Here is a 23,191-nt window from a genome sequence, read left to right on the forward strand (position 1 = left end):
CAAACTGACGAATTCTCCTTAAAATTGTAGATTTCGGGTCTCTAAGCGATGCCCAGGCCACCTGATTTCGCCCACAACTTTCTGTGATTGGGCCAAACTTTCTCCCCAATTCGCCTCTAGATTGAGTGGTAAGCCCAAATCTCAAGGAGGCGAACTATGACACAAACTGACAGATATCACGGCGGCTTGATCTACGCTGGCAGACTTGAAAACGCATTGGACCGGTTTTGCAGGATCGTGGCCTCCACTTTGGAAGACTACGGTCATCAGGTCGAACGTCAAACGGTGCTGGATGACTCACTGGCCCGCGTGGTGACCAGCCAGTACATGATCAAAATGACGCTGGCACCCTGGGGCAATGGTCGTGCTCATATCCACCGCAGCGCGACCTTGGATCAGGTGGCCGGGTTGAAACCCCGCCCCCGCCCGTCAGCGGCCAAAGAAGAAAACCGCATCGAATTCGTAATCACCCCTGTGGCACCGGGCGAAGAAGACCGCGAAGTTACAGAACTGATGCTGGTCGTCATGCTGTACCGGATGGTCGATGCATTGCCCGTCAAACAGATCGAATGGCTTGATCCCGCAACTGTTCTGAGCGTCGAACAGTTCCTCAGCGCCTTCACCAACATTTCGCCGCGCCGCGTGCGCAGCCGGCAAGAGATCATGGAGCCGGAAAGCCGGCGCTTTGCCTCGGTCGACGACACCGAACCTGGTCTGGCCATGCAATGCGAAGCAATCCTTGGCCGTTCGCCTTATGCGGGGCAGGAAGGCATCATTGAGCTGACCGATCAAGAGGCGCTTGCCCTTGCCTACCGCAAAGATCCACGCCCCGATGAACTGGCCGATGGTGAAGACCGGCCAAGCGATGTGCGCCGACTGGCAACCTGGGGCATGACCGGCATGATCGCCTTCCTGTCCGCGCCTGTCGCGGCCTCGGTCGTGGCCGTCAATCTGGCCCGTGGCGAAGACTTTCGGCTCAACACACAGGTTCTGTCCCTGACAGGATGCCTTGCCACGCTGCAAGGAACAGGAATGCTGGAAAGCGCGGTCGCCTACCTGCCGCTCTGATCCAAAGATTTATTGAGTGCACCCGGGCTGAAAAGCCAGGGCGTTAACAGCCCGGCCGTTGTTGGCCGGGTCGTCCCGTTTCAGACTTGCACCAAATCCGCGCGTGCCAGAACATAGGTGTGAATTGAAAACACCACCGCCCCCGTGTTGGGCAAACGCAGAACGGATTGCCGTTCGCTTCTCATGAAATCTGCTTTCGGCGCATCCGGAACGTCTCTGACGTCAGACGCACGGCGTGGCTGGAACAATTCGGCATCTGCATACCACAAAGCATTGAACCGCCACAGCGGACGACCGGCTTGAACCCCGTCGAATAACCTCTGCACCCGCGCCGCGATATTCGCGTCATAACTGTCGACAGGGTCATGGATCCCGATCAGGGGCCGCATGAATTTCTCGCTCAGTGTCCAGCTGGCCGGAAAACACAAAACGGCAGCCGTCAGCACATGTTCATCGCCGCGTTTCTGCAAAATGCAGAAATCTTCCTGGACCAGCCGGCCCAAAGTCCCCATCGGATCCGCACGATCAAGTCTCACCTCACCACCATCCGGGCGACGAACCGTGTTGCCAGAGTCGGGGTATGTGTGCGACATGACCAGATCCAGCAACTCCTCGGCGGCCTCTCGCGCGGTTTCGTCCGTGGCCAGAACCGCATCTCGGTGATCGCGCAACAGCGCGTCACGCCGCGCCATCTGCGCCCCGAAAGCGTCATCCCGGATCAGCCAATCTGACATCTCAAGCGGCTGGATGCCCGGCAAGGGTCGCGGAGAGAGCGGGTCATAAGGGATCGAGCGCTGCAAAATGTCAGTCATGCCTGCGCCTTACCAAAACCGGCTGGCCCTGTCGGCAAAAAAACGACATCACATCAGGTCGTTTCCGGAACGGCAACCTCAGAAATGCCCGGACAAACTGATCGCGTTAACTGACGGGAGGCTGACATGAACAACCATTTCCGGGACACCCGAAAAATCGACCCGACGCGCGGGGCGACATTGGGCGACGGAACCCCGAATGACAGCAACCGGATCGAAATCGGCCCGACCCGGTTGGCGTTTGGGGAATGGGCCGCCGCCGGACTGGAACTGCCCAACCTTCAGGCCATGCGAGAATACCGCTGGCAGCGACTGACTCAGCACATCATCGACCGCGACTTTGCCGGTTTGCTCATGTTCGACCCGCTCAACATCCGCTACGCGACCGATTCCACCAACATGCAGTTGTGGAACACCCACAATCCGTTTCGTGCAGTCCTGCTGTGCGCTGACGGCCATATGGTGATCTGGGATTACAAGAACGCTCCGTTCCTCAGTTCTTTCAACCCGCTGGTACGCGAGGTCCGAACCGGCGCCGATCTGTTCTATTTCGACCGGGGCGACAAGGTCGACATCGCAGCAGATGCGTTTTCGAACGAGGTCCGTGAATTGCTGGCCGAACATGCAGGCGGAAACACCCGGCTTGCCGTCGACAAGATCATGCTGCACGGCCTGCGCGCGCTGGAAGCGCAGGGCTTTGAGATCATGGAAGGCGAAGAAGTCACCGAAAAATCCCGGTCCGTCAAAGGCCCCGATGAAATCCTCGCGATGCGCTGCGCCTCGCATGCCTGCGAAGCGGCGATGTATGAAATGGAACATTTTGCCCGCAAAAACGTTCCCCTTGGCAACACCTCCGAGGATGATATCTGGGCGGTCCTGCACGCCGAAAACATCCGGCGCGGCGGTGAATGGATCGAAACGCGCCTGCTGTCTTCGGGCCAGCGCACCAACCCGTGGTTTCAGGAATGTGGGCCTCGAATCGTGCAAAACAACGAAATCGTTGCCTTTGACACTGATCTGGTCGGCTCTTACGGCATCTGCGTCGACATCTCGCGCACATGGTGGGTCGGCGATGAAAAACCGCGCGACGACATGGTCTATGCCATGCGCCACGCGCACGAACACATCATGACCAATATGGAGATGCTGCGCCCCGGCGTAACGATCCCCGAACTTACCGCCAATGCCCACAGACTGGATGACAAGTTTCAGGCCCAGAAATACGGCTGCCTGATGCATGGCGTCGGCCTGTGCGATGAATGGCCCCTTGTCACCTACCCTGACAAGGCCGTGCCGGGCGCCTTCGACTATGCGCTGGAACCCGGTATGGTCCTGTGCGTCGAGGCCGCAGTGGGCGAAGTCGGCGGTGACTTTTCGATCAAGCTTGAGGATCAGGTGCTGATCACCGAAGACGGCTATGAAAACCTGTCCAAATACCCGTTCGACCCGGCCCTTATGGGGACGGCATAAGCGAAACCGTCGCCAGCACGCCAAAATGGTCTGACCCCAGTCGTGGGCGACGCTGAGACGTGCCGCCGCCGGGTGCCAAAACGTGATCGATCAACAATGGCACACGCCTGATGATCAGGGTCGAACCATCGCTGACCGCAATCAGCGTTTTGCTCGCGCGTTGAACGCGGCCCACTGCACTGCTCCACGGCACCATGTTGAAGTCGCCCCCCAAAACTATGGGAGCGTCCAGCCCCTCAAGAATTGGCAAAAGACTCTCCAATTGATCACGCTGGCGATACGGCCACGGCCAATGCAAGTGAAGCGACACCAGCCACAACGGACCCTCCGGACCAACCACCTTGATCGCAGCCATACCGCGCCCCTGGCTGCAAATCGGATCAACATTGGCGGGCGGCAAGGACGTCAGAACCGCCGCCCCGCTTTTTTGTGAAAACGCACAATGAACCTGTGTCGGATAGCTGTCCTTCAACGCGTCCAAAATGGGCTCATTTGCAGTCGACACTTCCTGAAGTGTGACGATCTCGGCCCTGGCCACACGGATGTCTTCCGCCACGGTTTCTATTTGGGGATTCCGATACCACAGGTTCTTTTGATACACAGTGGTCTGGTGATCGGGAAATCTGAGCCCCGGCATGGCAAGGATCAAACCAATCCCCGAAAGTGCACTCAAGGGCACCGCCACCCCAGTCAGCCTCCACATCCAGCGCATCGGTACGATAGCAAACAAGATCAGCGTCACGACGGCCAAAGGCAGCCGAAACACGGCCAAAGAATCCCCAAGCGGATGCACCCGCCCCAGAAAACTGGCCACAAGAACGAGTAACGCAATCGCCGCCAGAACCTGCCCTGCTCTCACCATTCCGTGACCCTCCTGACACACAGCTATGATGGGCGCGGAACCCACCTTACCTTCCCAAAAGCGGACAGCCACAAGGAGCCTGCCATGCCGACAAAACGCCTGACCTTTCCCGGCCATGATGGCCAGATGCTGGCCGCACGACTGGATCTGCCCAGCGGTCCGCATCTTGCCACAGCCCTCTTCGCGCATTGCTTTACCTGTTCAAAGGACATTTTTGCAGCAAGGCGCATATCCGCGCGCTTGGCCGCAATGGGTGTCGCTGTTTTACGCTTTGACTTCACCGGTCTTGGGCATTCCGAGGGCGAATTTGCCAACACGACCTTTACTTCCAATGTCGGCGATCTGACCGCTGCAGCCCGGTATCTGGATGGCGAAGGCATGGCCCCGTCGCTTTTGATCGGGCATTCTCTGGGCGGGGCCGCCGTTTTGAAAGCGCGGGCCGATATCGCGTCGGTCCGCGCCGTCGTCACCCTGAATGCCCCCTTCGACCCCGGCCACGTGACCCACAATTTCGGCGCGGCGCTTGAAACCATTGCCGACACCGGCGAATCCGAGGTGTGCCTTGGCGGACGCCCCTTCCGCATCCGCAAATCCTTTGTCGATGACGTGTCCGCCGAAAACCTTGCCCCCGCTATCGCAAATCTTCATGCCGCCCTACTGGTCATGCACGCCCCCCGGGACGAAACCGTCAGCATCGACAACGCCTCGCAGATTTTCGTCGCCGCCAAACACCCCAAGAGCTTTGTCACGCTGGACGATGCCGATCACCTGATTTCGCGTGCAGAAGACGCCGAATACGCCGCCGATGTCATTGCGGCCTGGGTTGGGCGCTATGTCGATCTGCGCGCCCCGGCCCCTCCACCAGGTGCCCCCGAAGGCATCGTGCGCGTGACCGAGGCAGACGCCAACGGCTTCCTGCAAGACATTCAGGCGGGTCCCCATCATCACGCAATCGCGGACGAACCTGAATCCTATGGCGGCACAGATCGCGGCATGTCGCCCTATGGCTTTGTCGCCTCGGGCCTTGGCGCCTGCACGTCGATGACCATGCGCATGTATGCCCGGCGCAAGGGCTGGCCGGTCACGGGCATCCAGGTGGATGTGAGCCACAATAAGGTTCACGCGCAGGATGCAGGACCCGGCGGACAGGGCAAAATCGACCTCTTCACCCGCAAGATCCGGCTTGAGGGCAACCTGAGCGACGAACAGCGTCAGAAGCTATTGGAAATCGCCGATAAATGCCCCGTTCACCGCACATTGGAACACGGCGCAAAGGTCGAAACCGAGCTGGTATGACTGTCGCGCGCCCACGCCGATCGATGGCACAGGCGCGTGACATCAGACCTTAGCGTGGCCGCGGGCGATGGATCGGAGGCCGGGCAACCGGCGGACGCGCAATCGGATGTTCCGGGCGCGGCGGACGGTTGGTTGGCGGTGGAGGTGGGCGATACCCGGGGCGATCATGCCAATAGTAATCGTTCCACATCATCGAGTCATAATACACCGACCCGCCGGTCGACACTGCTGTCGGATCACAGGCGGAAACGGTCAGGGTCCCTCCGGCAAGGGCGGTGGCGAGGATAAATTTGCGCATGTTCATCATCATCCTACCCCCTATTCCGCTGCTCTGAACGATGCAAAAATGCTGTTCACATCCGCCACCAGATCCGGGTTCACCCCGTTCTCCAACACGGTAACACTGACCGCCATCCGCCCGTTCGGCAGATCAATCATGACAGCGGAAAACGACACCCCGCGACCGTTGCGCCGCCCCGTGCCCGACACTGATCGCGCCGACCGCCCGCCAATTGTCAGCGATTTGCTGCCAGACGCCGTGGCGTCCTGCACCAGATGCGGACCTATTTCGCGCAAGTAGTCTTCGGCCTCGGCAAAGTTGGACACGCCCAAGGGCGATACAAAGCCCATCCACACATGCGGCTCTGACGATGGCTCCAGCCCGATCACCCGAACGACCTCGCGCGATGCGTCATCTCCCGGTGCTGTCAGGTCGCGTGGGCCTCCGGCCCGTACGGTCCAGAAATCCGGCGCGCTCAGATGAAACAACGCCCGACTGCCTTCGGTATAGGTCACTGGCATGTCGGCATAGGCCACCCCGGTCGAGGCGCCCAGTGTCAGGGCCGCCGCAAAAAGCGCTGCCCCGGATCGAATAGGCATCTGCATGATTGCCCCTCCTGGAATTATCGTTGCCCCAACACTGCCGGGGGATCAGAGGCATGTAAAGCCAAGCAATCTGATAGCAACTGTCATTGCCTTTGCCCGCCCCCCGCACAGGCCGACCAGGCACAAAAAAACCCGGGGCACGAAGGCCCCGGGTTGATCTCATCTTAGTCTGAAATGGGTCAGTCGCGGGCGTTGCCCACCATTTTCCACAGCGCAGGCAACAACACAGCGGCCAGCGCCAGCTTGATCGCGTCACCCAGCAGGAACGGCGTCAGACCCCATTGCAGGATCGGCTTGTCCCAACCGTAAAGCGTGCCCAACCACAAAAGACCCGGCACATAGATCAGCGCATTGCCGATCACCAGCGCCAGCGCCATCTTGATCGGAGAGCGATCCCAACCGCGTGCAGCCAAAGCGCCCAGCGCGACCGTGGCCAGCACATAACCAACAAGGTAGCCGCCTGTGCCACCCATCATGTACTCCAGACCGAATTTTTCAGCTGACGACCCGGCGAACACATCAAAGCCCAGCGCACCGACCAGCATATAGCCAAAGATCGTTGCCAGCCCCAGACGCGTGCCATAAGCGGCCCCGATCGACAGCACGGCAAACGTGCCCATGGTGATCGGCACCGGCCACATCGGCACTTTGATCTTGGCCGCGATCGCCAGTGCGACAACGCCCAACAGCACCAAAGCAACCTGTTTTACGCGTAGTGCAGCACCCTGTTGCGGGCCCAGCACCTCTGCCAGAACGGGGGTCGTAACGGCTTGAGTCATGTTTTCTTCCTTTGGTTCGCCTGTTTCTCGATTGCCCGAATATCTGCCGCATATGCTGCAATGCCGCAAGCAAGTTTTGCGATTGCAGCATCCCTCCAAACAGGACCCGGCATTTTAACGGGTGAACGTCGTCACCATCAGGTAATCTTTGCGCGGTCCGGACACCCGCCAGCGGGCGTCCCACCGGGGCCACTGCGAAAAATCATACCGGCCTTCATACAGGTCGGGCGCACAGTGATGCGTATCCGCGCTAAACGGATCCTCCAGCCGGATGGCATGAAACGGCGTTCCGTCAGCAAACAGAACCTGCACCTGCTGCCCTACCCCGTGCCACAGGTACCGGCGTGTTCCGGTGATCGCGGTCTGGCCGGGCACATCCAGAACCAGTTCTTCGTCATAGATCAACCGGTCCGCCCCATCCGGCGTAAAACGCGCTGACCCAGCACCTGAAATGACCTGCCCGGCCGCCCGATCGCGGATCTGGCGTTGCACCTGCCATGTGCCCGAAAACGCATCCATCCTGTCAGGTCCTGTGACCATGTCGCTATCCTGCAGCTTAAAAAGCCGGTGGATGCGCCGGGCGTATCCCCATGTCAAGCCAGCCAGCCGCTTGAACCCGCGCGCGGAACCGGCAAGGGTGGCGACAAACAACGCAAAAGGCGACCCCATGCAGATCTCGGCAAACGGCATAAATCTGGAGGTTGAAACCCACGGCCCCGAAGACGGGATCCCGCTGATCCTGATCCGCGGTCTTGGAACGCAACTGGTCCACTGGCCCCAAGAGTTCATCGACGGGCTCGCCAATGCCGGGTTTCGTGTCGTCACCTTCGACAACCGCGATGTCGGCCTGTCCCAGCGCTGCCCCGCTCCCGGCGTCACCGGCATGGCCGAGGACATCATCGCTCAGGTGCAGAACGAACAAACCCCCAAAGCCGCCTATGCACTGGCCGATATGGCGTGCGATGTCACCGGCCTTATGGATGCGCTGAACATCCCGCGCGCCCATGTCTTCGGCATCTCGATGGGCGGCGCCATCACGCAGGTGCTCACCATCGATCACGCCGACCGGCTGCTGTCGGCTACCATCGTGATGACCGCTGCCGCTCTGGCCGACCCCTCCATCCTGACCCGCGTGCTGTCCTACCCAATGGACAAAGCCACCTATATCGAGGCATCACTTGCCGGCGACGCCGACTGGGGCAGCCCCGGCTACCCGGCATCCAAAGCCTTCCTGCGCGATCAGGCCGCCCGCGCCTGGGACCGTGGATATGATGCGACGGGCATCAACCGCCAACTGCTCGCGACCATGACGGCCCCGCCCCGCCGCGACGCATTGACCACAGTCGACCTGCCCTGCCTGGTCATCCACGGCATCGACGACACACTGATCCCGGTTGCCGCCGGGCGCGACATCGCCCAGCAAATCCCAAACTGCGAAATGCAACTGATCGAAGGCATGGGCCACGTCATCACGCCAGCCCTTGCCCCGGTGATCGTCGACCTGGTCACCGATTTCACCACCCGCCGGGGCAAGGCCTGATCCGGCTTCTTTCTTGTTTCCAATACCCCGGGGGGTGAATTGGCCACAGGCCAAGAGGGGGCAGCGCCCCCTGCCCGACCTTGCCGCCAGCCTGTCCCCGGTTTAAGAGACGCGCCAAACGTCCCCGGTAAAAAAGGTGCTGCCCGCATGATCCCCCGCTACGCCCGTCCCGACATGGTCGCCATCTGGTCCCCCGAAACCAAGTTCCGCATCTGGTACGAGATCGAGGCCCATGCCTGTGACGCGCAAGCCGCTCTCGGCGTGATCCCACAGGAAAACGCCGATGCGGTCTGGAAAGCCAAGGACGTCGACTTCGACGTTGCCCGCATTGATGAGATCGAAGCCGTCACCAAACACGACGTCATCGCCTTCCTGACCCACCTCGCCGAACATGTCGGCAGCGACGAGGCTCGCTTTGTGCATCAGGGCATGACCAGCTCGGACGTTCTGGATACCTGCCTGAACGTGCAACTGGTGCGCGCTGCGGATATCCTGCTGGCCGATATGGATAACCTGCTTGCGGCCCTGAAGAAACGCGCAATGGAACACAAGATGACCGTTCGGGTCGGCCGCAGCCACGGCATCCACGCCGAACCCACCACAATGGGTCTGACCTTTGCCCGTTTCTATGCCGAAATGGACCGCAACAAGGCCCGCCTGCAAGCGGCGCGCGAAGAGATCGCCACCGGCGCCATCTCCGGCGCAGTCGGCACCTTCGCCAATATCGACCCCAAAGTCGAAGAGCATGTGTGCGAAAAACTCGGCCTCACACCCGAACCGATCAGCACGCAAGTTATCCCGCGCGACCGTCACGCGATGTTCTTTGCCGTGCTCGGCGTTATTGCCTCGTCCATCGAAAACGTCGCCATCGAAATCCGCCACATGCAGCGCACCGAAGTTCTGGAAGGCGCTGAATTCTTCTCGATGGGTCAAAAGGGCTCATCCGCCATGCCGCACAAGAAAAACCCCGTCTTGACGGAAAACCTGACCGGTCTGGCCCGCCTTGTACGCATGACCGTGATCCCGGCGATGGAAAACGTGGCACTCTGGCACGAACGCGACATCTCGCACAGCTCGGTTGAACGCGGCATCGGTCCGGATGCAACCGTGACGCTGGACTTTGCCCTGAATCGCCTGACCGGCGTGGTCGACAAGATGCTGATCTTCCCGCAGAACATGCTGGACAACATGAACAAATACCCCGGTCTTGTGATGTCGCAGCGGGTTCTTCTGGCCTTGACCCAAGCTGGCGTCAGCCGTGAAGACGCTTATTCCATGGTCCAGCGCAACGCCCTGAAAGTCTGGGAAGACCGCGTTGATTTCCGCGAACTGCTTCTGGCCGATGAGGAAGTCGTCGCCGCCCTTGGCGAAGACCAGATCAACGCAAATTTCGACATGGACTACCACACCAAACACGTCGACACGATTTTCGCCCGCGTTTTTGGGGAATAATCGCCGAAGTCCGACAAGGGCTTGAACCTGTTGCAAAAAAATGTTGTCCTGAAATGAATGTCATTTCAGGGCTTTTCCATGCGACGCGCTAAATCCATTTTTCTCCACCTCATTTTGACCATTTCGGCCACCAGCGTTTGCGCCTCGGACCCGGAATATGGCACAGGGTCAAAAACGCTTCTCAAACCTGGCGCAGAAATTCCAGATAAGGTGATGCGAAACTTTTCTGGCCGGAAAACCGGTCGGTATTACTTTGGCGCACTGGCCATTAATCCAGCTACGCCGACAGATTTTTTTGCAACTGAAGGATTAAACTCCACACAAGCGGCAGCAGCCATCGCGAAAATCGGTTGTGAACTGAATTCGGGACATACCCAAACCTGTGAAGTCGTTGCCGTATCTGTCCCCCAGGACGCATCGGCAACGTTTACACAATCCATGTCGCTTTCCGCCGTCGAACCGATTTGTTAAGGGTTTTGGCAGGACCTGAGAAAGCCGAACAGACGTGGTCGCATCATTTTCAAAGGATGTGCCGCAGTTTTTATCAAGCCAGAAGGCGACTCGACGACGAAAACGGCTTCGAATCCAGGCCATCGGCTGTATGTCGCCCGAAACGATTTGTATTCGACTGTGATAACGTACGGGGCGAATGCGGCACATGTAAAAGAAATTGCGCTAAAGGGATGTACTGAATTGCATTCCTCTTTATTGAAGCGGTTGAACAGTGGCGCAATGGCTTGGAAAGATCCGGGAAAACGGGTTAGAAACCGGCGAGAACTTGAAGTGGAACAACGTGCCATTCTAACATATGTCGCAGCAAATCCCGCACGCGGAAAATGCCGGATCGTTTCGTCCGAAATCCTGCCGTAAAACAAATTCCACCATCACCTGTCTGCAGAATCGCTCCGAGGTAAACCTATGGGGTTTTCAGTCGGCAGCGCATGTAACGCCGTGATCATCTTGCAAGACCCGCCCGTCCGGCAGGCGTTTCTGACACCCCGTGGCCTTCGACCATTCCCCCGCTCAGTTTGGCTTCATGCCCGGAGCAGACCGATATCTTGGCGCAGCCTATCGACCGACGGTCATAGCTTCGTAAATCACGGCTTCTATCATGGAAGCCGTCAGTTCACGCGGGTTGGTGCCCGCGGCGCTGTCTTGCAATGCCTTTTCCGCGATCCGCGCGGCGCAGTCAGACGGCACACCAATATCGCCAAGTGTACGCGGGATACCGATCTGATCCAGAATTTCGCAAACCTGTCCATAAAAGCCGTCAAAAGACGTGTCGGACACCCCCATCGCCTGTGCCATCGGGGCGATCTTGTCCTTAATATCCGGTGCGTTGAACCTCAGAACCGACGGCAGCAGGACCGCATTGGTCAGCCCATGTTGCGTATCAAACTCGGCCCCGATCATGTGCGAGATCGCGTGCACCAGCCCAAGCCCCTTCAGGAACGCCACCCCGGCAAGGCAAGATCCTGTCAGCATCGCACCGCGCGCCTCAAGATCAGCGGGGGCTTCGACCGCAACCGGCAACCACCGTGTCACAAGTCGCAGCCCTTCCAGCGCAGCCCCATCACAAAACGGGTGAATGGACGGCACGCAATAGGCCTCAATCGCGTGCACCATGGCATCTGCTCCGGTCCATGCCGTCAGAGTCTTGGGCAATCCAACCGTGACCTCAGGATCCAGGATGGCAAAAGACGGCTTCAGCTCGGCGTGCCAGATGCACCATTTCATCTTGCGCGCCGTATCGGTGATCATCGCGGTGCTTTCGGTCTCAGCCCCGGTCCCTGCTGTCGTCGGGATGCAGATCAGCGGCGGGAATGCCGCCTGCCCGGTCATGTCAGGCGCTGCCCGTTCGTACTCGAAGTCCCAAAGGTCGATCTCATTGGTGGCCGTCAGGGCGATGGCCTTGCCGCCATCCATACCGCTGCCCCCGCCCATTGCGATGACCCCGTCGCAGCCCCCGGACCGGAACAGGGCGCGACCGGCGGCGATTTCGTCGTCACGCGGGTTTGGCGAAATCTCGGAATAAATCGCAGCCCGCAGCCCGGCCTGATCAAGACGCCGTTTCAGATCCGCCACAAACGGCAACCCTGCACTGCCCCGGTCAGTGACGATCAAAGGTCGGGCCATTCCGGCTTCCACGCAGAATTGGGCGATATCTTTCAGGCGACCGGGACCGTAGATGATCGGAACCGGAAAGCTCCATTCCATGTGATCAAGATAGGTCATGCGAAAAGCTCTCCGACGTCTGTTGCACCGCCAGACATAGCGCGCGGTGTTGCAACGGGAAAGCCACCAGCCCCGCATACCCATGCCCGGTGGCGGCAGGGTTTCGCCACCCTAGCCGGTTTTGTTTGGCGAATTCACACGATCGCGCTAAACTTTGATGACCTAGCGGCAAGACAGGAGGCTTCTCATGACGCTCAAGACCCTCGTTGCAGCCATGGCTCTGACCCTTATCCCCGTGGTCAGTTTCGCCATGTGCTCAGACCGCCAGCATCAGGCGCAATCCTGCGCCACCGGCACCGTCTGGGATGCGGACAAAGCGACCTGCATACCGCAGGCCAGCAGCTGACACCGCTCACCGGGACGTGAAGAAAGGCGATCCGATTTCGGGTCGTCTTTTCCAGTTTTGCGCTAGAGTCTCTATCAACCAAGATCACCACAGTATTCAGATAAAGGTATCCTTCATGCGTTTGCTTCTTGCCCTTCTCGTCGCAGCCCCCGGTCTGGCCTTTGCGGCCGGCGATGAAGACTCGACTCCACCAAAACCAACAGACACAACCAAAACCTGCCTGTTCGGGCGGGTCTGGGATGCCGAGAAGCAGAAATGCGTGAAGCCCGAAAAATCGTCGATGGACACGGACGGCCTGTATGATGCAGCCCGCGAACTGGCCTATGCCGGGCGCTATGAGGACGCACAGGGCGTCTTGCGGGTGATGCCCGACCAGAACGATGATCGCGTGCTGACCTATTGGGGGTTCACCCACCGCAAGCTTGGCAACCTGACGCTGGCCAACGCATTTTATGAACAGGCGATCAAGACCAACCCCGACAACATTCTGGCACGGTCTTATATGGGTCAGGGATATGTCGAAGAGGGTCGCACGGACATGGCCGTGGCCCAGTGGCGCGAAATCGTGGCGCGCGGCGGCACCGGCACATGGGCCGAAGAATCTCTGCGCAAGGCGATCAAGTCGGGCATGACATTCAGTTACTAGGTTTCAGTCTTTCTTTACGGCTGCCGGTCTAGGGTCCTTTGACGCCCCCTTTGGGCCCGAAAAGGACGGATCGAGCAGCCGAATGAAGGATGACGGAACACTGGCGCGACTGCCGCTGAGCGCTGACGCGGAACGCGGCACGCCGCCGATTGGCGACGTCCGCGTGCCCCGCGACCTTGAAGGCAGCGCCAAGGCGGCCATCATGGTGCGCCTGCTGCTGAACGAAGGCGCCGATATCCCGCTTGAAATGCTGCCGGATGACCTGCAAGCCCTATTGACTCAGCAGATGGGCAGCATGGGCCTTGTTGACCGGGTCACGCTTGACGCCGTGGTGCTCGAATTTGCCGAGGCGCTGGGGTCGGTCGGGCTGTCGTTTACCGGCGGGCTGGCCGGGGCGCTCAGCACGCTGGACGGCAAGATCAGCCCTCAGACCGCCGCCCGATTGCGCAAAGAAGCCGGCGTGCGCCAGGCAGGTGACCCCTGGATCCGGTTGCGGGCGCTGCCCCCGGACGAACTGGCAGAATTTGCACAGGCCGAAAGTATCGAGGTTGCCGCCGTGCTGCTGTCAAAGCTGGACACGGGAAAAGCCGCCGCATTGCTGGGCCTGCTGCCGGGTCCTTTGGCGCGCAAGATTGCTTATGCGGTCAGCCAGACAGGCGCCGTCACCCCCGAAGCTGTCGACCGGATTGGCCTGTCCCTCGCCGGGCAGCTTGACCAGCGCCCGATCCCGGCCTTTACGGCGGCCCCCAGCGAACGTGTTGGTGCCATCCTGAACCAGTCGTCTGCCGATACCCGCGACGATGTTCTGACTGCCTTGGATGAAGAAGATCAGGTTTTTGCCACATCCGTGCGCAAATCGATCTTCATCTTCTCCCATATCGCCGACCGGGTGGCGAAACAGGACGTGCCGAAAATCCTGCGTGAAGCCGATCCGGGCGACGTGGTCACAGCACTGGCCTTTGCCACCGACGGCGTCAACGCAGCCACCGCACAGTTCATCCTCGAAAACCTGTCATCCCGAATGGCCGACAACCTGCGCGAAGAAATTGGCGAGCGTGGCAAAGTCAGAAAGCGCGACGGCGAAGCCGCGATGTCCGCCATCGTGGCCGCAATTCGGGCTCTGGAACTGGCCGGAGATCTGACGCTGATCGTTCCCGAAGACCCCGAGGAAGACTGACCGACGGCGCTGTCGCCAATGGACACCCCCCGCAAACGCCCCTATCACCCGGGCATGACTCAGGCCATAATCCATTCGCACACCTCAATTTTGCAGGTCCCCAGATGAGCGCAGCAGCAGTGCTGGCACAGCGCAACCGGGCCATCGGGATGATGATTTCGGCGATCTTCTTCTTCACGCTGATGGATGTCAGCGTCAAAGCCCTCGCGCCTCAGACCGGCGTTCTGCCAGCCCTTTGGGCGCGCTATGCGGGCCAGATGCTGGTGGTCTTTGTGCTGGTCCTGCCGCGCCTGCGCAGCGTCACCCACACGAAATACCCGCGCTTGCAGATCCTTCGTTCAATCCTGCTGATGTGCGCGACCGGCTTTTTCTTCACCGGCCTCTCGCGCATCCCGCTCAGCGACGCCGCCGCATTGATGAGCGTAAACCCCGTCCTGATCACCCTTGGCGCGGCCCTGTTATTGGGCGAGCCCCTTGGCCCGCGCCGCATCGCCGGGATCGTCGTGGCGATGATCGGCGCGCTGATCGTCCTGCGCCCCGGCGCAGATGTGTTTTCGCCCTCCGCTTTGCTGCCTTTGGCCGCCGCCATCTGCTATTCCGGCTATGCGCTTCTGACCCGCAAGGTCGGCCCGGATGAAGATCCGTGGACGTCGCTGTTTTATACCGGGCTGGTCGGAACCGTATTGCTCAGCGCGATCGTGCCCTTTTACTGGCACCCCCCGACCGCGTTCGGCTGGCTTTTGATCGCCTGCATCGCCGTGTTTGGCACCATCGGGCAGATGTTCCTGATCCGCGCCTTCAGTTCCGGCGAAGCCGCGATGCTGGCTCCTTATGCCTATTGCGGCCTGATTTTCGCCGCGATCTGGGGCGCGACATTGTTCGGCGAAATTCCTGACGTCTGGACAATCTGCGGTGCCCTTGTGATCGCCAGTGCGGGCATCTATGTCTGGCATCGCGAAACCTATGGCCGCAGTTGAATCCACTTCATGCCCGTTGATCCTTCTACGTTATCCACCTTTGACCGTGTCGGGTACTTCCTGTCGAACGCGATCCTTCGGGGCGTGATCGGCGGCGCCTGCCTGCTGCCGTATCGCTGGCGTGTTCCGATGATCGGACGGCTGATCAGCACGCTGTCCCCTCTGATCGGCTGGAGCAAACGAATTAGCGACAACTTGCGGCTGGCCCGGCCAGATCTGTCCGAGGCTGAAATCAAAGCGCTTTGCCGGTCAGTGCCGGATAACGCCGGGCGGACCGTGATCGAGATCTATTCCGGTCAGGACTTTATCGACCGCGGCGTTCAGGCCCCAATCCGGGGCGACGGTCTAAAAGCCCTGGAAGAAGCCCGCGATGCCGGACGTCCGGTGATCCTGATCACCGCGCATTTCGGCAATTACGACGCCGCGCGAGCCAAGCTGTTCTCGCTCGGATTCGAGTTGGGCGGGCTCTACCGGCGCATGGCCAACCCGTATTTCAACGACCATTACGTGAGCAAGATTAAGCAACTGGGCGAACCCTTGTTCGAACAGGGGCGTCGCGGCATGACGCAGATGGTCCGCTACCTCCGGCGCGGCGGTATCATTGCGATCGTGGCTGACCTGCATGTTCATGGCGGCGAAGAACTGACGTTTTTCGGCCAGCCCGCCGTGACGTCGGTGTTGAACGCGGAACTGGCGCTGAAATACAACGCGGTGATCATCCCGATCTATGCAATCCGTCAACCTAACGGGCTGGATTTCGAAGTCGTGATGAACGCCCCAATCCCACACAGCGACCCGATCACCATGACCCAGGCGCTGAATGATGATCTTGAGGCCTTGGTGCGCGACCACATGGACCAATGGTTTTGGATTCACCGCCGCTGGAAGCCATGGTTTCACAAAGGCTTACAGCCCAAAGCTGAAGTCACTCAGGATTAATCCGCAACCGCCGCGCCAAGGATCGGACCATAATCAGCGCGCTGCACAAGAATCGCCGCCGGGCGGTCTCCGTCCAGGGCCACGGTGATTTCGGTCGCATCCTCAGGATCCCACTGACCCAGTACCGACCAGCCATCGACCACGTTGGCATAGCCCAGAACCCGCCCGGCGTTTTCGCCGCGTTTGACTTTGACCTCATGGTACGGGGTAAAGCGGACCAGATGAATATCAAACGTGCCGGTCAACGGCCCGCCAGCAGAGGCCACCCGGACCGTCAGATCGCCGCCCTCGCGCTCCAGATCGACGGTCAGGCTAGGTGCTTTTTTCGAATGCGCCGAAATCAGATCGGCCAGCTCCATGCCGTGGGCACCAACCACGTCCTCTTGCCCCATCACGATCATCTGCGGTGTATACACCATCTTGCGGCCCCCGACCCGGGCAAAACCCTTTTGGCGCACGGCATGGGACGGATCGGCAAACTTGTCCTTCCAGCCCAGATAATCCCAGTAATCAACATGCAGGGCCAGAGGCAGAACGTCGTCGCGCTGGGTCAGTTTTTTCAGCAAGGCGTCTGCCGGCGGGCAGGATGAGCACCCCTGCGAGGTGTAAAGTTCAACAACCACGGGCGAGGTCTGGGCCGCAACAGGTGCAGCGGCTAACGCGCATAGCATGGCAAAAAGCGCAAAAAATCGTTTCATGATGCGTAGGAGTCCTTTCCCGAGTGAAAGTGGTCTATCCTTTGCGCACTGCAATAACCAATCAAGCTTTGTTGAAACGCCGGTGATCAGAAGCTTGGCAGTAAATTGTGTGCAATGGTATACAAAATCGCCGCACCCCCGGTTTCCCCTATTGAAAGCAAGTCCCGCATGGGGCATCTAGCAGCCAGCGAATTCCCGATTTCCATGACTCTTTGAGGGAGGCCAGATATGCCCATCACAGTCGGACAGGACACCGCCAAGACACGCAAAACGCTTAGCGTGAATGGTCAGTCAATTTCCTATTACTCGATCCCCGCCGCCACCGAGGCCGGCTTGGGGGATTTCTCGAACCTGCCAGCCGCGCTGAAGGTGGTTCTTGAAAACATGCTGCGGTTCGAAGACGGCAAGACCGTCACAACCGACGACATCAAGGCCTTCGCCGAATGGGGCGTCAAGGGCGGTCAGAACCCGCGCGAGATCGCGTATCGCCCGGCCCGCGTGCTGATGCAGGACTTTACCGGCGTTCCCGCCGTTGTTGACCTTGCCGCCATGCGTGACGGGATTGTCGGCCTGAAAGGCTCGGCTTCCAAGATCAACCCGCTGGTCCCAGTTGACCTCGTCATCGACCACTCGGTCATGATCGACGAATTCGGCAACCCGCGTGCGTTCCAGATGAACGTCGACCGCGAATACGAACGCAACATGGAGCGTTATACCTTCCTCAAGTGGGGCCAGACCGCGTTTGACAACTTCCGCGTTGTGCCCCCCGGAACCGGTATCTGCCACCAGGTGAACCTGGAATACCTGTCGCAAACCGTCTGGACCGACACCGACCAGAACGGTGACATGGTCGCCTATCCCGACACGCTGGTCGGCACCGACAGCCACACCACCATGGTCAACGGCGCCGCCGTTCTGGGCTGGGGCGTCGGCGGCATCGAAGCCGAAGCCGCCATGCTGGGTCAGCCGATCTCGATGCTGATCCCCGAAGTCATCGGCTTCAAGCTGACCGGCGAAATGGTGGAAGGCACCACCGGAACCGACCTCGTGCTGAAAGTCGTTGAAATGCTGCGCGAAAAAGGCGTGGTCAGCAAATTTGTCGAATTCTACGGCGAAGGTCTCGATCATCTGCCCCTGGCAGACCGTGCCACCATCGCCAACATGGCCCCCGAATACGGCGCCACCTGCGGCTTCTTCCCGATCGATGCCGAAACCCTCCGTTACCTGGAAAACACCGGGCGCGACGAAGACCGGATTGCCCTGGTCGAAGCCTATGCCAAGGAAAACGGTTTCTGGCGCGACGCGGATTACGCACCGATCTATACCGACACGCTCGAACTCGACATGGGCACCATCGTTCCGGCGATCTCGGGCCCCAAGCGCCCGCAGGACTATGTCGCGCTGACCGAAGGCCAGAACGCCTTCCGCAAAGAGATGGAAGAAACCTTCAAGCGCCCGATGGGCAAAGAAGTCCCCGTCAAAGGCGAAGACTATACCATGGAGTCGGGCAAGGTCGTGATCGCCTCGATCACATCGTGCACCAACACCTCGAACCCCTATGTGATGATCGGTGCCGGCCTTGTGGCCCGCAAAGCCGCAGCATTGGGTCTGGACCGCAAGCCTTGGGTCAAAACCTCGCTGGCACCGGGTTCGCAGGTTGTGTCGGCCTATCTTGAAGCGGCGGATCTGCAAAAAGATCTCGACGCGATGGGCTTCAACCTTGTTGGTTATGGCTGCACCACCTGTATCGGCAACTCGGGTCCGATCCAGCCAGAAATCAGCGAAGCCATTGCCGAAGGCGATCTGGTTGCAACCTCGGTCCTGTCGGGCAACCGCAACTTCGAAGGCCGGATTTCGCCGGACGTGCGCGCCAACTATCTGGCCTCACCGCCGCTGGTCGTCGCCTATGCCATTGCCGGCACGCTCGACATCAATCTGGCAAGTGATCCGCTGGGTCAGGACAAGGACGGCAATGACGTCTACCTGAAAGACATCTGGCCGACCTCCAAGGAAGTCGCCGACTTGGTGCAGGAAACCGTCACCCGTGAAGCGTTCCTGTCAAAGTACGCGGACGTGTTCAAAGGCGACGAAAAGTGGCAGGGCGTCGAGGTTCCTCAGCAGGAAACCTATAACTGGCCCGCCACCTCGACCTACATCCAGAACCCGCCCTACTTCCAGAACATGGGCACCGAGCCGGGCACAATTTCGAATGTCGAAGGCGCCAAGGTTCTGCTGATGCTGGGTGACATGATCACCACCGACCACATCTCACCGGCCGGATCGTTCGCCTCGACCTCGCCCGCAGGGGAATACCTGCTCGAACGTCAGGTCTCTCCGCGCGAATTCAACTCCTACGGATCGCGCCGCGGCAACCACGAGATCATGATGCGCGGCACCTTCGCCAACATCCGCATCAAGAACGAGATGCTGGATGGCGTTGAAGGTGGCTATACCAAAGGCCCCGATGGCAAACAGACCAGCGTCTTTGACGCCGCGATGGCCTATCAGGAAGCGGGCACGCCGCTGGTCGTCTTTGGTGGCGAACAATACGGCGCGGGCTCGTCGCGTGACTGGGCGGCCAAGGGCACAGCCCTGCTGGGCGTCAAGGCCGTCATCGCCGAAAGCTTTGAGCGGATCCACCGGTCGAACCTGGTTGGCATGGGCGTCATCCCGTTCGAATTCACCGGTGGAGACACGCGCAAATCGCTGGGTCTGACCGGAGACGAAACCGTGTCGATCAGCGGTTTGGACAGCATCCAGCCGCTGCAGGAAGTGCCCTGCACGATCACCATGGGTGACGGCACCGTGAAAGAGATCACGCTGAAATGCCGGATCGATACCGCGATCGAGATCGAATACATCGAACACGGCGGCGTTCTGCATTACGTGCTACGCAACCTCGCAAAGTCGTAAATCACGGCACCGTTCAATCTGCAGAAGGCCCCGCCACTGGCGGGGCTTTTTGGTGCCACGCACAGAAAAAACCGCGCGCTGACGTCTTCGGAACCAACCTGAAAACAGACGACGGTTTTCGCCACGAAGCGTTGATTTGCAACTATTGCGAGTCGACGCATCCCAGAAAAGGTTAAAAAACCGTCAAGTTTCCCCAACGTCATCCACAAAATCACTCAAGATTTACGTTCAATCCTTTTGAAAAAGCGCGAACAGCGACTATTTCTCCTGAAGTTAAATTAATTTTGTCGACCCGGTTAGCTGCAGTCCTCGCTGACGGGTCACGGTGCTGTTAGGGGAGTTTTTCAGTGGCAACTTTTAGTTACATGTCGTCGATCGATTACGGTCAAAGCGGCAACAGCGACAACTACAAAGACGATACATCCGCGGCGAACGTGACCGGTTCCCTGACTGACGCCGACGGTGGCGCAACGTTTGACGTTGGCGATACATTCAACGAAATCGCAGGTACATTCTTCGGCAGCTACACTGACGGGGGCGGTAATGTTTACATGATCGTCCAAACCAGCCCAGAACCCGGCGGCGAATGGACAATCTACAGCCCGGTTGATGCTGCAACGACAACCTCAAACCTGCCGAACACGATCAATTCGGTGAACGACGTGAACACAGCTGGCTTGGCCTGTTTCCTGACCGGCGTGATGATCGCGACACCTGTCGGCGAGGTCGCTGTCGAAGATCTCAAGATTGGTGATGCTCTGCTGACCGCGTCCGGCGATGTTTCAAAGGTCCTGTGGATTGGCCGCAATACGGTTGCCACTCGCTTTGGCCCTGCCGAACGCCTGATGCCGGTCCGCTTCGCCGCCGGGTCGCTGGGTGATAGCCTGCCCCATACCGATCTCACCGTCACCGCCGACCACGCCATGCTGATCGACGGCGTGTTGTGCAACGCTGGCGCATTGGTCAACGACGTCACGATCACCCGCGTGCCCCCGTCTGACATGGGCGAGACGTTTACCGTCTACCACGTTGAGACCGAAGCGCACGAAATCATCCTCGCCAATGGCGCCCCGGCAGAAACCTTTATCGACAATGTCTCCCGCCGCGTGTTCGACAACTACGCTGAATACGACGCGCTCTATGGCGACACGCCCGAGATGGCCGAACTGCCCTACCCGCGCGCCATGAGCGCACGTCAGGTGCCAGCGCGACTGCGGGCAAAGCTGGCTGCGCAAAAAGCCGCCTGATCCAAGGCCACGACCGGCACCGTATGCCCGTTTTTGCAGCCCTAAACCGAAGGTGACGGTGCCAGACTGACACAAGCCTGGCACCGTTTCTTTTTGGACGACAAAATCATTGACCCAAACACGACAATCGTTAACGTTTCATTAATATCTTCTACAGGTTTTTTTGGAGACGAACGACATGGCAATTTACACAGCCAACATTGTGACTTACAGCCCCGGCGGGGCGCAGCTTTCAAATGCTGACGGTGCCGACTTCAACTCAAACAACAACACAGACGGAACCTGGGACACGGGCGACAGTCTGACCAATGTCGGACCCAATTCGACATTCCTCTTTCAAGGCACCGTTACCGATGGCGGCGTTGAATACCTTCAGTTTACCGATGGCACCGTCGTCAAGTTGTTGACGACTGATATCCCATCCGCGTCCTTCCCTGCCACTTACCAGGACGGGGACTTGGGGCCGGTCGACCCAGCCTCGGCTCCGACGTGCTTCCTGCCCGGTACGGAAATCGCCACCCCTGATGGGGTCGCATTGGTCGAAGATCTGAAAATCGGCGACCCTGTTCTGAATATGGACGGCGACGTTGTTCCTGTGAAATGGATCGGTCGTCAAACGGTGTCCACACGTTTCGGCGCCGCTGAACGCCTGATGCCCGTGCGCTTTGCCGCCGGGTCGCTGGGCAATGGCCTGCCACATTCCGATCTCACAGTCACCGCAGACCACGCGATGCTGATCGACGGCGTGTTGTGCAACGCCAGCGCATTGGTCAACGACGCCACGATCACACGGGTGCCCCTGTCTGAAATGGGCGACCGTTATACCGTCTACCACATCGAGACCCAGGCCCACGACATCGTCCTCGCCAATGGTGCGGCGGCCGAGACCTTTATCGACAACGTTTCCCGCCGGGTCTTCGACAATTACGCCGAATACGACGCACTCTATGGCGACACGCCCGAAATGACTGAACTGCCCTACCCCCGCGCCATGAGCGCGCGTCAGGTACCAGCACGACTGCGGGCAAAACTGGCGTCGCAAAAAGCGGCCTGATCCAAGACCCGCACAGACGAACAAAACGGCCCCGGTTGATCGACCGGGGCCTTTTTTTGTCGCCCCCCCGCCGACAGGCGCGCGGACCCGGATCTCCGCCAGCGAAACACCCGTCCCACATAACCGTCGATGTCCTCAGAACCGCCCACAGACCGAGAACATTGTTTTTGGTGCCACACTTCTTTGCACGTTGAAACAAGTGCTTGCCATGCAAAGGATTACACGCAAATATGCGAGAAACAGCATCTGCACGCGCTTAAGCAGACATGCGAATAACAAGTGAAAGCGGGCAGGCCAGTGTCTGAGAGCAAGCTGATTGACGGTGAAAACCCCGGCCCAGAACGCCTGCGACAGATGGGCGAGCTGACCTATCTTTTCTTTCGCTCTGGGCGGCACGACACCGTCCCGCTGAACAGGATGCGCCGCATCATTCAACCCCCCGTCGACCTGGACCAGGTGGTCATCTTTCGGGAAAAGGATACGCCGCGCTGCGCGATCACATGGGCGTTTTTCTCGGACGAGGCAGAACAAAAGTTCCTTGCCGGGCAAGCCATTGAACCCTCCGATTGGCGCTCGGGCCAGCGGATGTGGGTCATCGACATGGTATCGACCTTTCACAATCCGGCCGGATCAAAGGCCGCGCGCTGGTTTCTGAAAAACATCCCAAGTCATATCAAGGATCTGTGCTGGATCCGCGAAGGCACCACCGCCGCAAGCCGGCGGATCGTTGTGCTGAAAAGAAAAAACGCCCGCTGGGGCGTTGTTGAAACAAGACCACTCGAAGGAAAGTAAGAT

At 59.4% G+C, this 23,191-nt stretch carries 23 protein-coding genes; 15 read left to right on the top strand and 8 right to left on the bottom strand.

All coding sequences use genetic code 11. The features are described from left to right. Positions 1-156 precede the first annotated feature (156 nt). Positions 157-1,068, top strand: coding sequence for a hypothetical protein (locus tag FOY56_RS00295; protein WP_146343790.1), 912 nt, complete (start codon positions 157-159; stop codon positions 1,066-1,068). Positions 1,069-1,148: 80 nt separating this feature from the next. On the opposite strand, the gene FOY56_RS00300 is transcribed toward FOY56_RS00295, so the two are convergent. Beyond that, positions 1,149-1,880 carry a heme-dependent oxidative N-demethylase family protein gene (locus FOY56_RS00300; RefSeq protein ID WP_146343791.1) on the bottom strand — a complete coding sequence of 244 codons (732 nt, stop codon included), beginning with the start codon at positions 1,878-1,880 and terminating at the stop codon, positions 1,149-1,151. Between the two features lie 126 nt (positions 1,881-2,006). On the opposite strand from FOY56_RS00300, the gene dddP reads away from it, so the two are divergent. Then, positions 2,007-3,350, top strand: a complete 1,344-nt coding sequence (gene dddP / locus FOY56_RS00305; protein WP_146343792.1) for a dimethylsulfonioproprionate lyase DddP — start codon at positions 2,007-2,009, stop codon at positions 3,348-3,350. On the opposite strand, the gene FOY56_RS00310 is transcribed toward dddP, so the two are convergent. Beyond that, complete coding sequence (locus tag FOY56_RS00310; protein ID WP_186766208.1) at positions 3,334-4,212, bottom strand: endonuclease/exonuclease/phosphatase family protein; 879 nt, start codon at positions 4,210-4,212, stop codon at positions 3,334-3,336. The two genes, dddP and FOY56_RS00310, sit on opposite strands and share 17 nt — an antisense overlap. A gap of 84 nt (positions 4,213-4,296) precedes the next feature. Between FOY56_RS00310 and FOY56_RS00315 the strand changes: the two genes are divergently transcribed. After that, positions 4,297-5,508 (top strand): bifunctional alpha/beta hydrolase/OsmC family protein, encoded by a 1,212-nt coding sequence (locus FOY56_RS00315; RefSeq protein WP_146343794.1) that lies wholly within the window; start codon positions 4,297-4,299, stop codon positions 5,506-5,508. A gap of 49 nt (positions 5,509-5,557) precedes the next feature. Here the strand turns inward: FOY56_RS00315 and FOY56_RS00320 are convergent, their stop codons facing one another. The 4 genes from FOY56_RS00320 to FOY56_RS00335 form a co-directional block, all read right to left on the bottom strand. Continuing rightward, positions 5,558-5,806 carry a hypothetical protein gene (locus FOY56_RS00320; protein WP_246139376.1) on the bottom strand — a complete coding sequence of 83 codons (249 nt, stop codon included), beginning with the start codon at positions 5,804-5,806 and terminating at the stop codon, positions 5,558-5,560. Positions 5,807-5,826: 20 nt separating this feature from the next. Next, the gene (locus tag FOY56_RS00325) at positions 5,827-6,393 is read right to left on the bottom strand and encodes a hypothetical protein (protein ID WP_246139377.1); all 567 of its coding nucleotides are present in this window, start codon (positions 6,391-6,393) and stop codon (positions 5,827-5,829) included. Between the two features lie 179 nt (positions 6,394-6,572). Next, positions 6,573-7,172, bottom strand: a complete 600-nt coding sequence (locus tag FOY56_RS00330) for a biotin transporter BioY (RefSeq protein WP_146343796.1) — start codon at positions 7,170-7,172, stop codon at positions 6,573-6,575. Between the two features lie 114 nt (positions 7,173-7,286). Further along, positions 7,287-7,712 (bottom strand): DUF6314 family protein, encoded by a 426-nt coding sequence (locus FOY56_RS00335; RefSeq protein ID WP_246139378.1) that lies wholly within the window; start codon positions 7,710-7,712, stop codon positions 7,287-7,289. 127 nt (positions 7,713-7,839) lie between these two features. Between FOY56_RS00335 and FOY56_RS00340 the strand changes: the two genes are divergently transcribed. The 3 genes from FOY56_RS00340 to FOY56_RS00350 all read left to right on the top strand — a co-directional run bounded on the left by FOY56_RS00340 (position 7,840) and on the right by FOY56_RS00350 (position 10,635). After that, entirely contained in the window at positions 7,840-8,712 is an 873-nt protein-coding gene (locus tag FOY56_RS00340) for an alpha/beta fold hydrolase (RefSeq protein ID WP_186766209.1), read from the top strand. A 147-nt stretch (positions 8,713-8,859) separates the two neighbouring features. After that, a complete protein-coding gene (purB, locus tag FOY56_RS00345) occupies positions 8,860-10,164 on the top strand; it encodes an adenylosuccinate lyase (RefSeq protein ID WP_146343799.1) in 1,305 nt (434 codons plus the stop codon). Between the two features lie 78 nt (positions 10,165-10,242). After that, positions 10,243-10,635, top strand: a complete 393-nt coding sequence (locus tag FOY56_RS00350; protein WP_146343800.1) for a hypothetical protein — start codon at positions 10,243-10,245, stop codon at positions 10,633-10,635. Between the two features lie 597 nt (positions 10,636-11,232). Here FOY56_RS00350 and FOY56_RS00355 read toward each other — a convergent pair. Continuing rightward, positions 11,233-12,399, bottom strand: a complete 1,167-nt coding sequence (locus FOY56_RS00355) for an iron-containing alcohol dehydrogenase (RefSeq protein WP_146343801.1) — start codon at positions 12,397-12,399, stop codon at positions 11,233-11,235. A 187-nt stretch (positions 12,400-12,586) separates the two neighbouring features. Between FOY56_RS00355 and FOY56_RS00360 the strand changes: the two genes are divergently transcribed. The 5 genes from FOY56_RS00360 (at position 12,587) to FOY56_RS00380 (ending at position 16,484) form a co-directional block, all read left to right on the top strand. Next, positions 12,587-12,745 (top strand): carbohydrate-binding module family 14 protein, encoded by a 159-nt coding sequence (locus tag FOY56_RS00360; protein WP_146343802.1) that lies wholly within the window; start codon positions 12,587-12,589, stop codon positions 12,743-12,745. A 115-nt stretch (positions 12,746-12,860) separates the two neighbouring features. Continuing rightward, on the top strand, positions 12,861-13,391 hold the full coding sequence (locus tag FOY56_RS00365) for a tetratricopeptide repeat protein (protein ID WP_186766210.1): 531 nt from the start codon (positions 12,861-12,863) through the stop codon (positions 13,389-13,391). 82 nt (positions 13,392-13,473) lie between these two features. Further along, on the top strand, positions 13,474-14,568 hold the full coding sequence (locus FOY56_RS00370) for a flagellar motor switch protein FliG (protein WP_146343803.1): 1,095 nt from the start codon (positions 13,474-13,476) through the stop codon (positions 14,566-14,568). A gap of 104 nt (positions 14,569-14,672) precedes the next feature. Beyond that, positions 14,673-15,545, top strand: coding sequence for a DMT family transporter (locus tag FOY56_RS00375; protein ID WP_222434949.1), 873 nt, complete (start codon positions 14,673-14,675; stop codon positions 15,543-15,545). A gap of 9 nt (positions 15,546-15,554) precedes the next feature. Further along, positions 15,555-16,484, top strand: a complete 930-nt coding sequence (locus FOY56_RS00380; RefSeq protein WP_146343804.1) for a lysophospholipid acyltransferase family protein — start codon at positions 15,555-15,557, stop codon at positions 16,482-16,484. On the opposite strand, the gene FOY56_RS00385 is transcribed toward FOY56_RS00380, so the two are convergent. Then, positions 16,481-17,182, bottom strand: coding sequence for a DUF1223 domain-containing protein (locus tag FOY56_RS00385; RefSeq protein ID WP_146343805.1), 702 nt, complete (start codon positions 17,180-17,182; stop codon positions 16,481-16,483). The genes FOY56_RS00380 and FOY56_RS00385 overlap by 4 nt on opposite strands. A 228-nt stretch (positions 17,183-17,410) precedes the next feature. Here FOY56_RS00385 and acnA point away from each other — a divergent pair, with 228 nt between their 5' ends. From acnA to FOY56_RS00405, 4 genes are all read left to right on the top strand, one after another. Next, positions 17,411-20,095, top strand: a complete 2,685-nt coding sequence (gene acnA / locus FOY56_RS00390; protein ID WP_146343806.1) for an aconitate hydratase AcnA — start codon at positions 17,411-17,413, stop codon at positions 20,093-20,095. 347 nt (positions 20,096-20,442) lie between these two features. Next, positions 20,443-21,342 (top strand): Hint domain-containing protein, encoded by a 900-nt coding sequence (locus tag FOY56_RS00395; RefSeq protein WP_146343807.1) that lies wholly within the window; start codon positions 20,443-20,445, stop codon positions 21,340-21,342. Between the two features lie 178 nt (positions 21,343-21,520). Beyond that, positions 21,521-22,396 carry a Hint domain-containing protein gene (locus FOY56_RS00400; RefSeq protein WP_146343808.1) on the top strand — a complete coding sequence of 292 codons (876 nt, stop codon included), beginning with the start codon at positions 21,521-21,523 and terminating at the stop codon, positions 22,394-22,396. 297 nt (positions 22,397-22,693) lie between these two features. Continuing rightward, positions 22,694-23,188, top strand: a complete 495-nt coding sequence (locus FOY56_RS00405) for a toxin-activating lysine-acyltransferase (RefSeq protein WP_146343809.1) — start codon at positions 22,694-22,696, stop codon at positions 23,186-23,188. Positions 23,189-23,191 lie beyond the last annotated feature (3 nt).

The organism is Falsiphaeobacter marinintestinus, from assembly GCF_007923355.1.
GTDB lineage: Bacteria > Pseudomonadota > Alphaproteobacteria > Rhodobacterales > Rhodobacteraceae > Phaeobacter_A > Phaeobacter_A marinintestinus.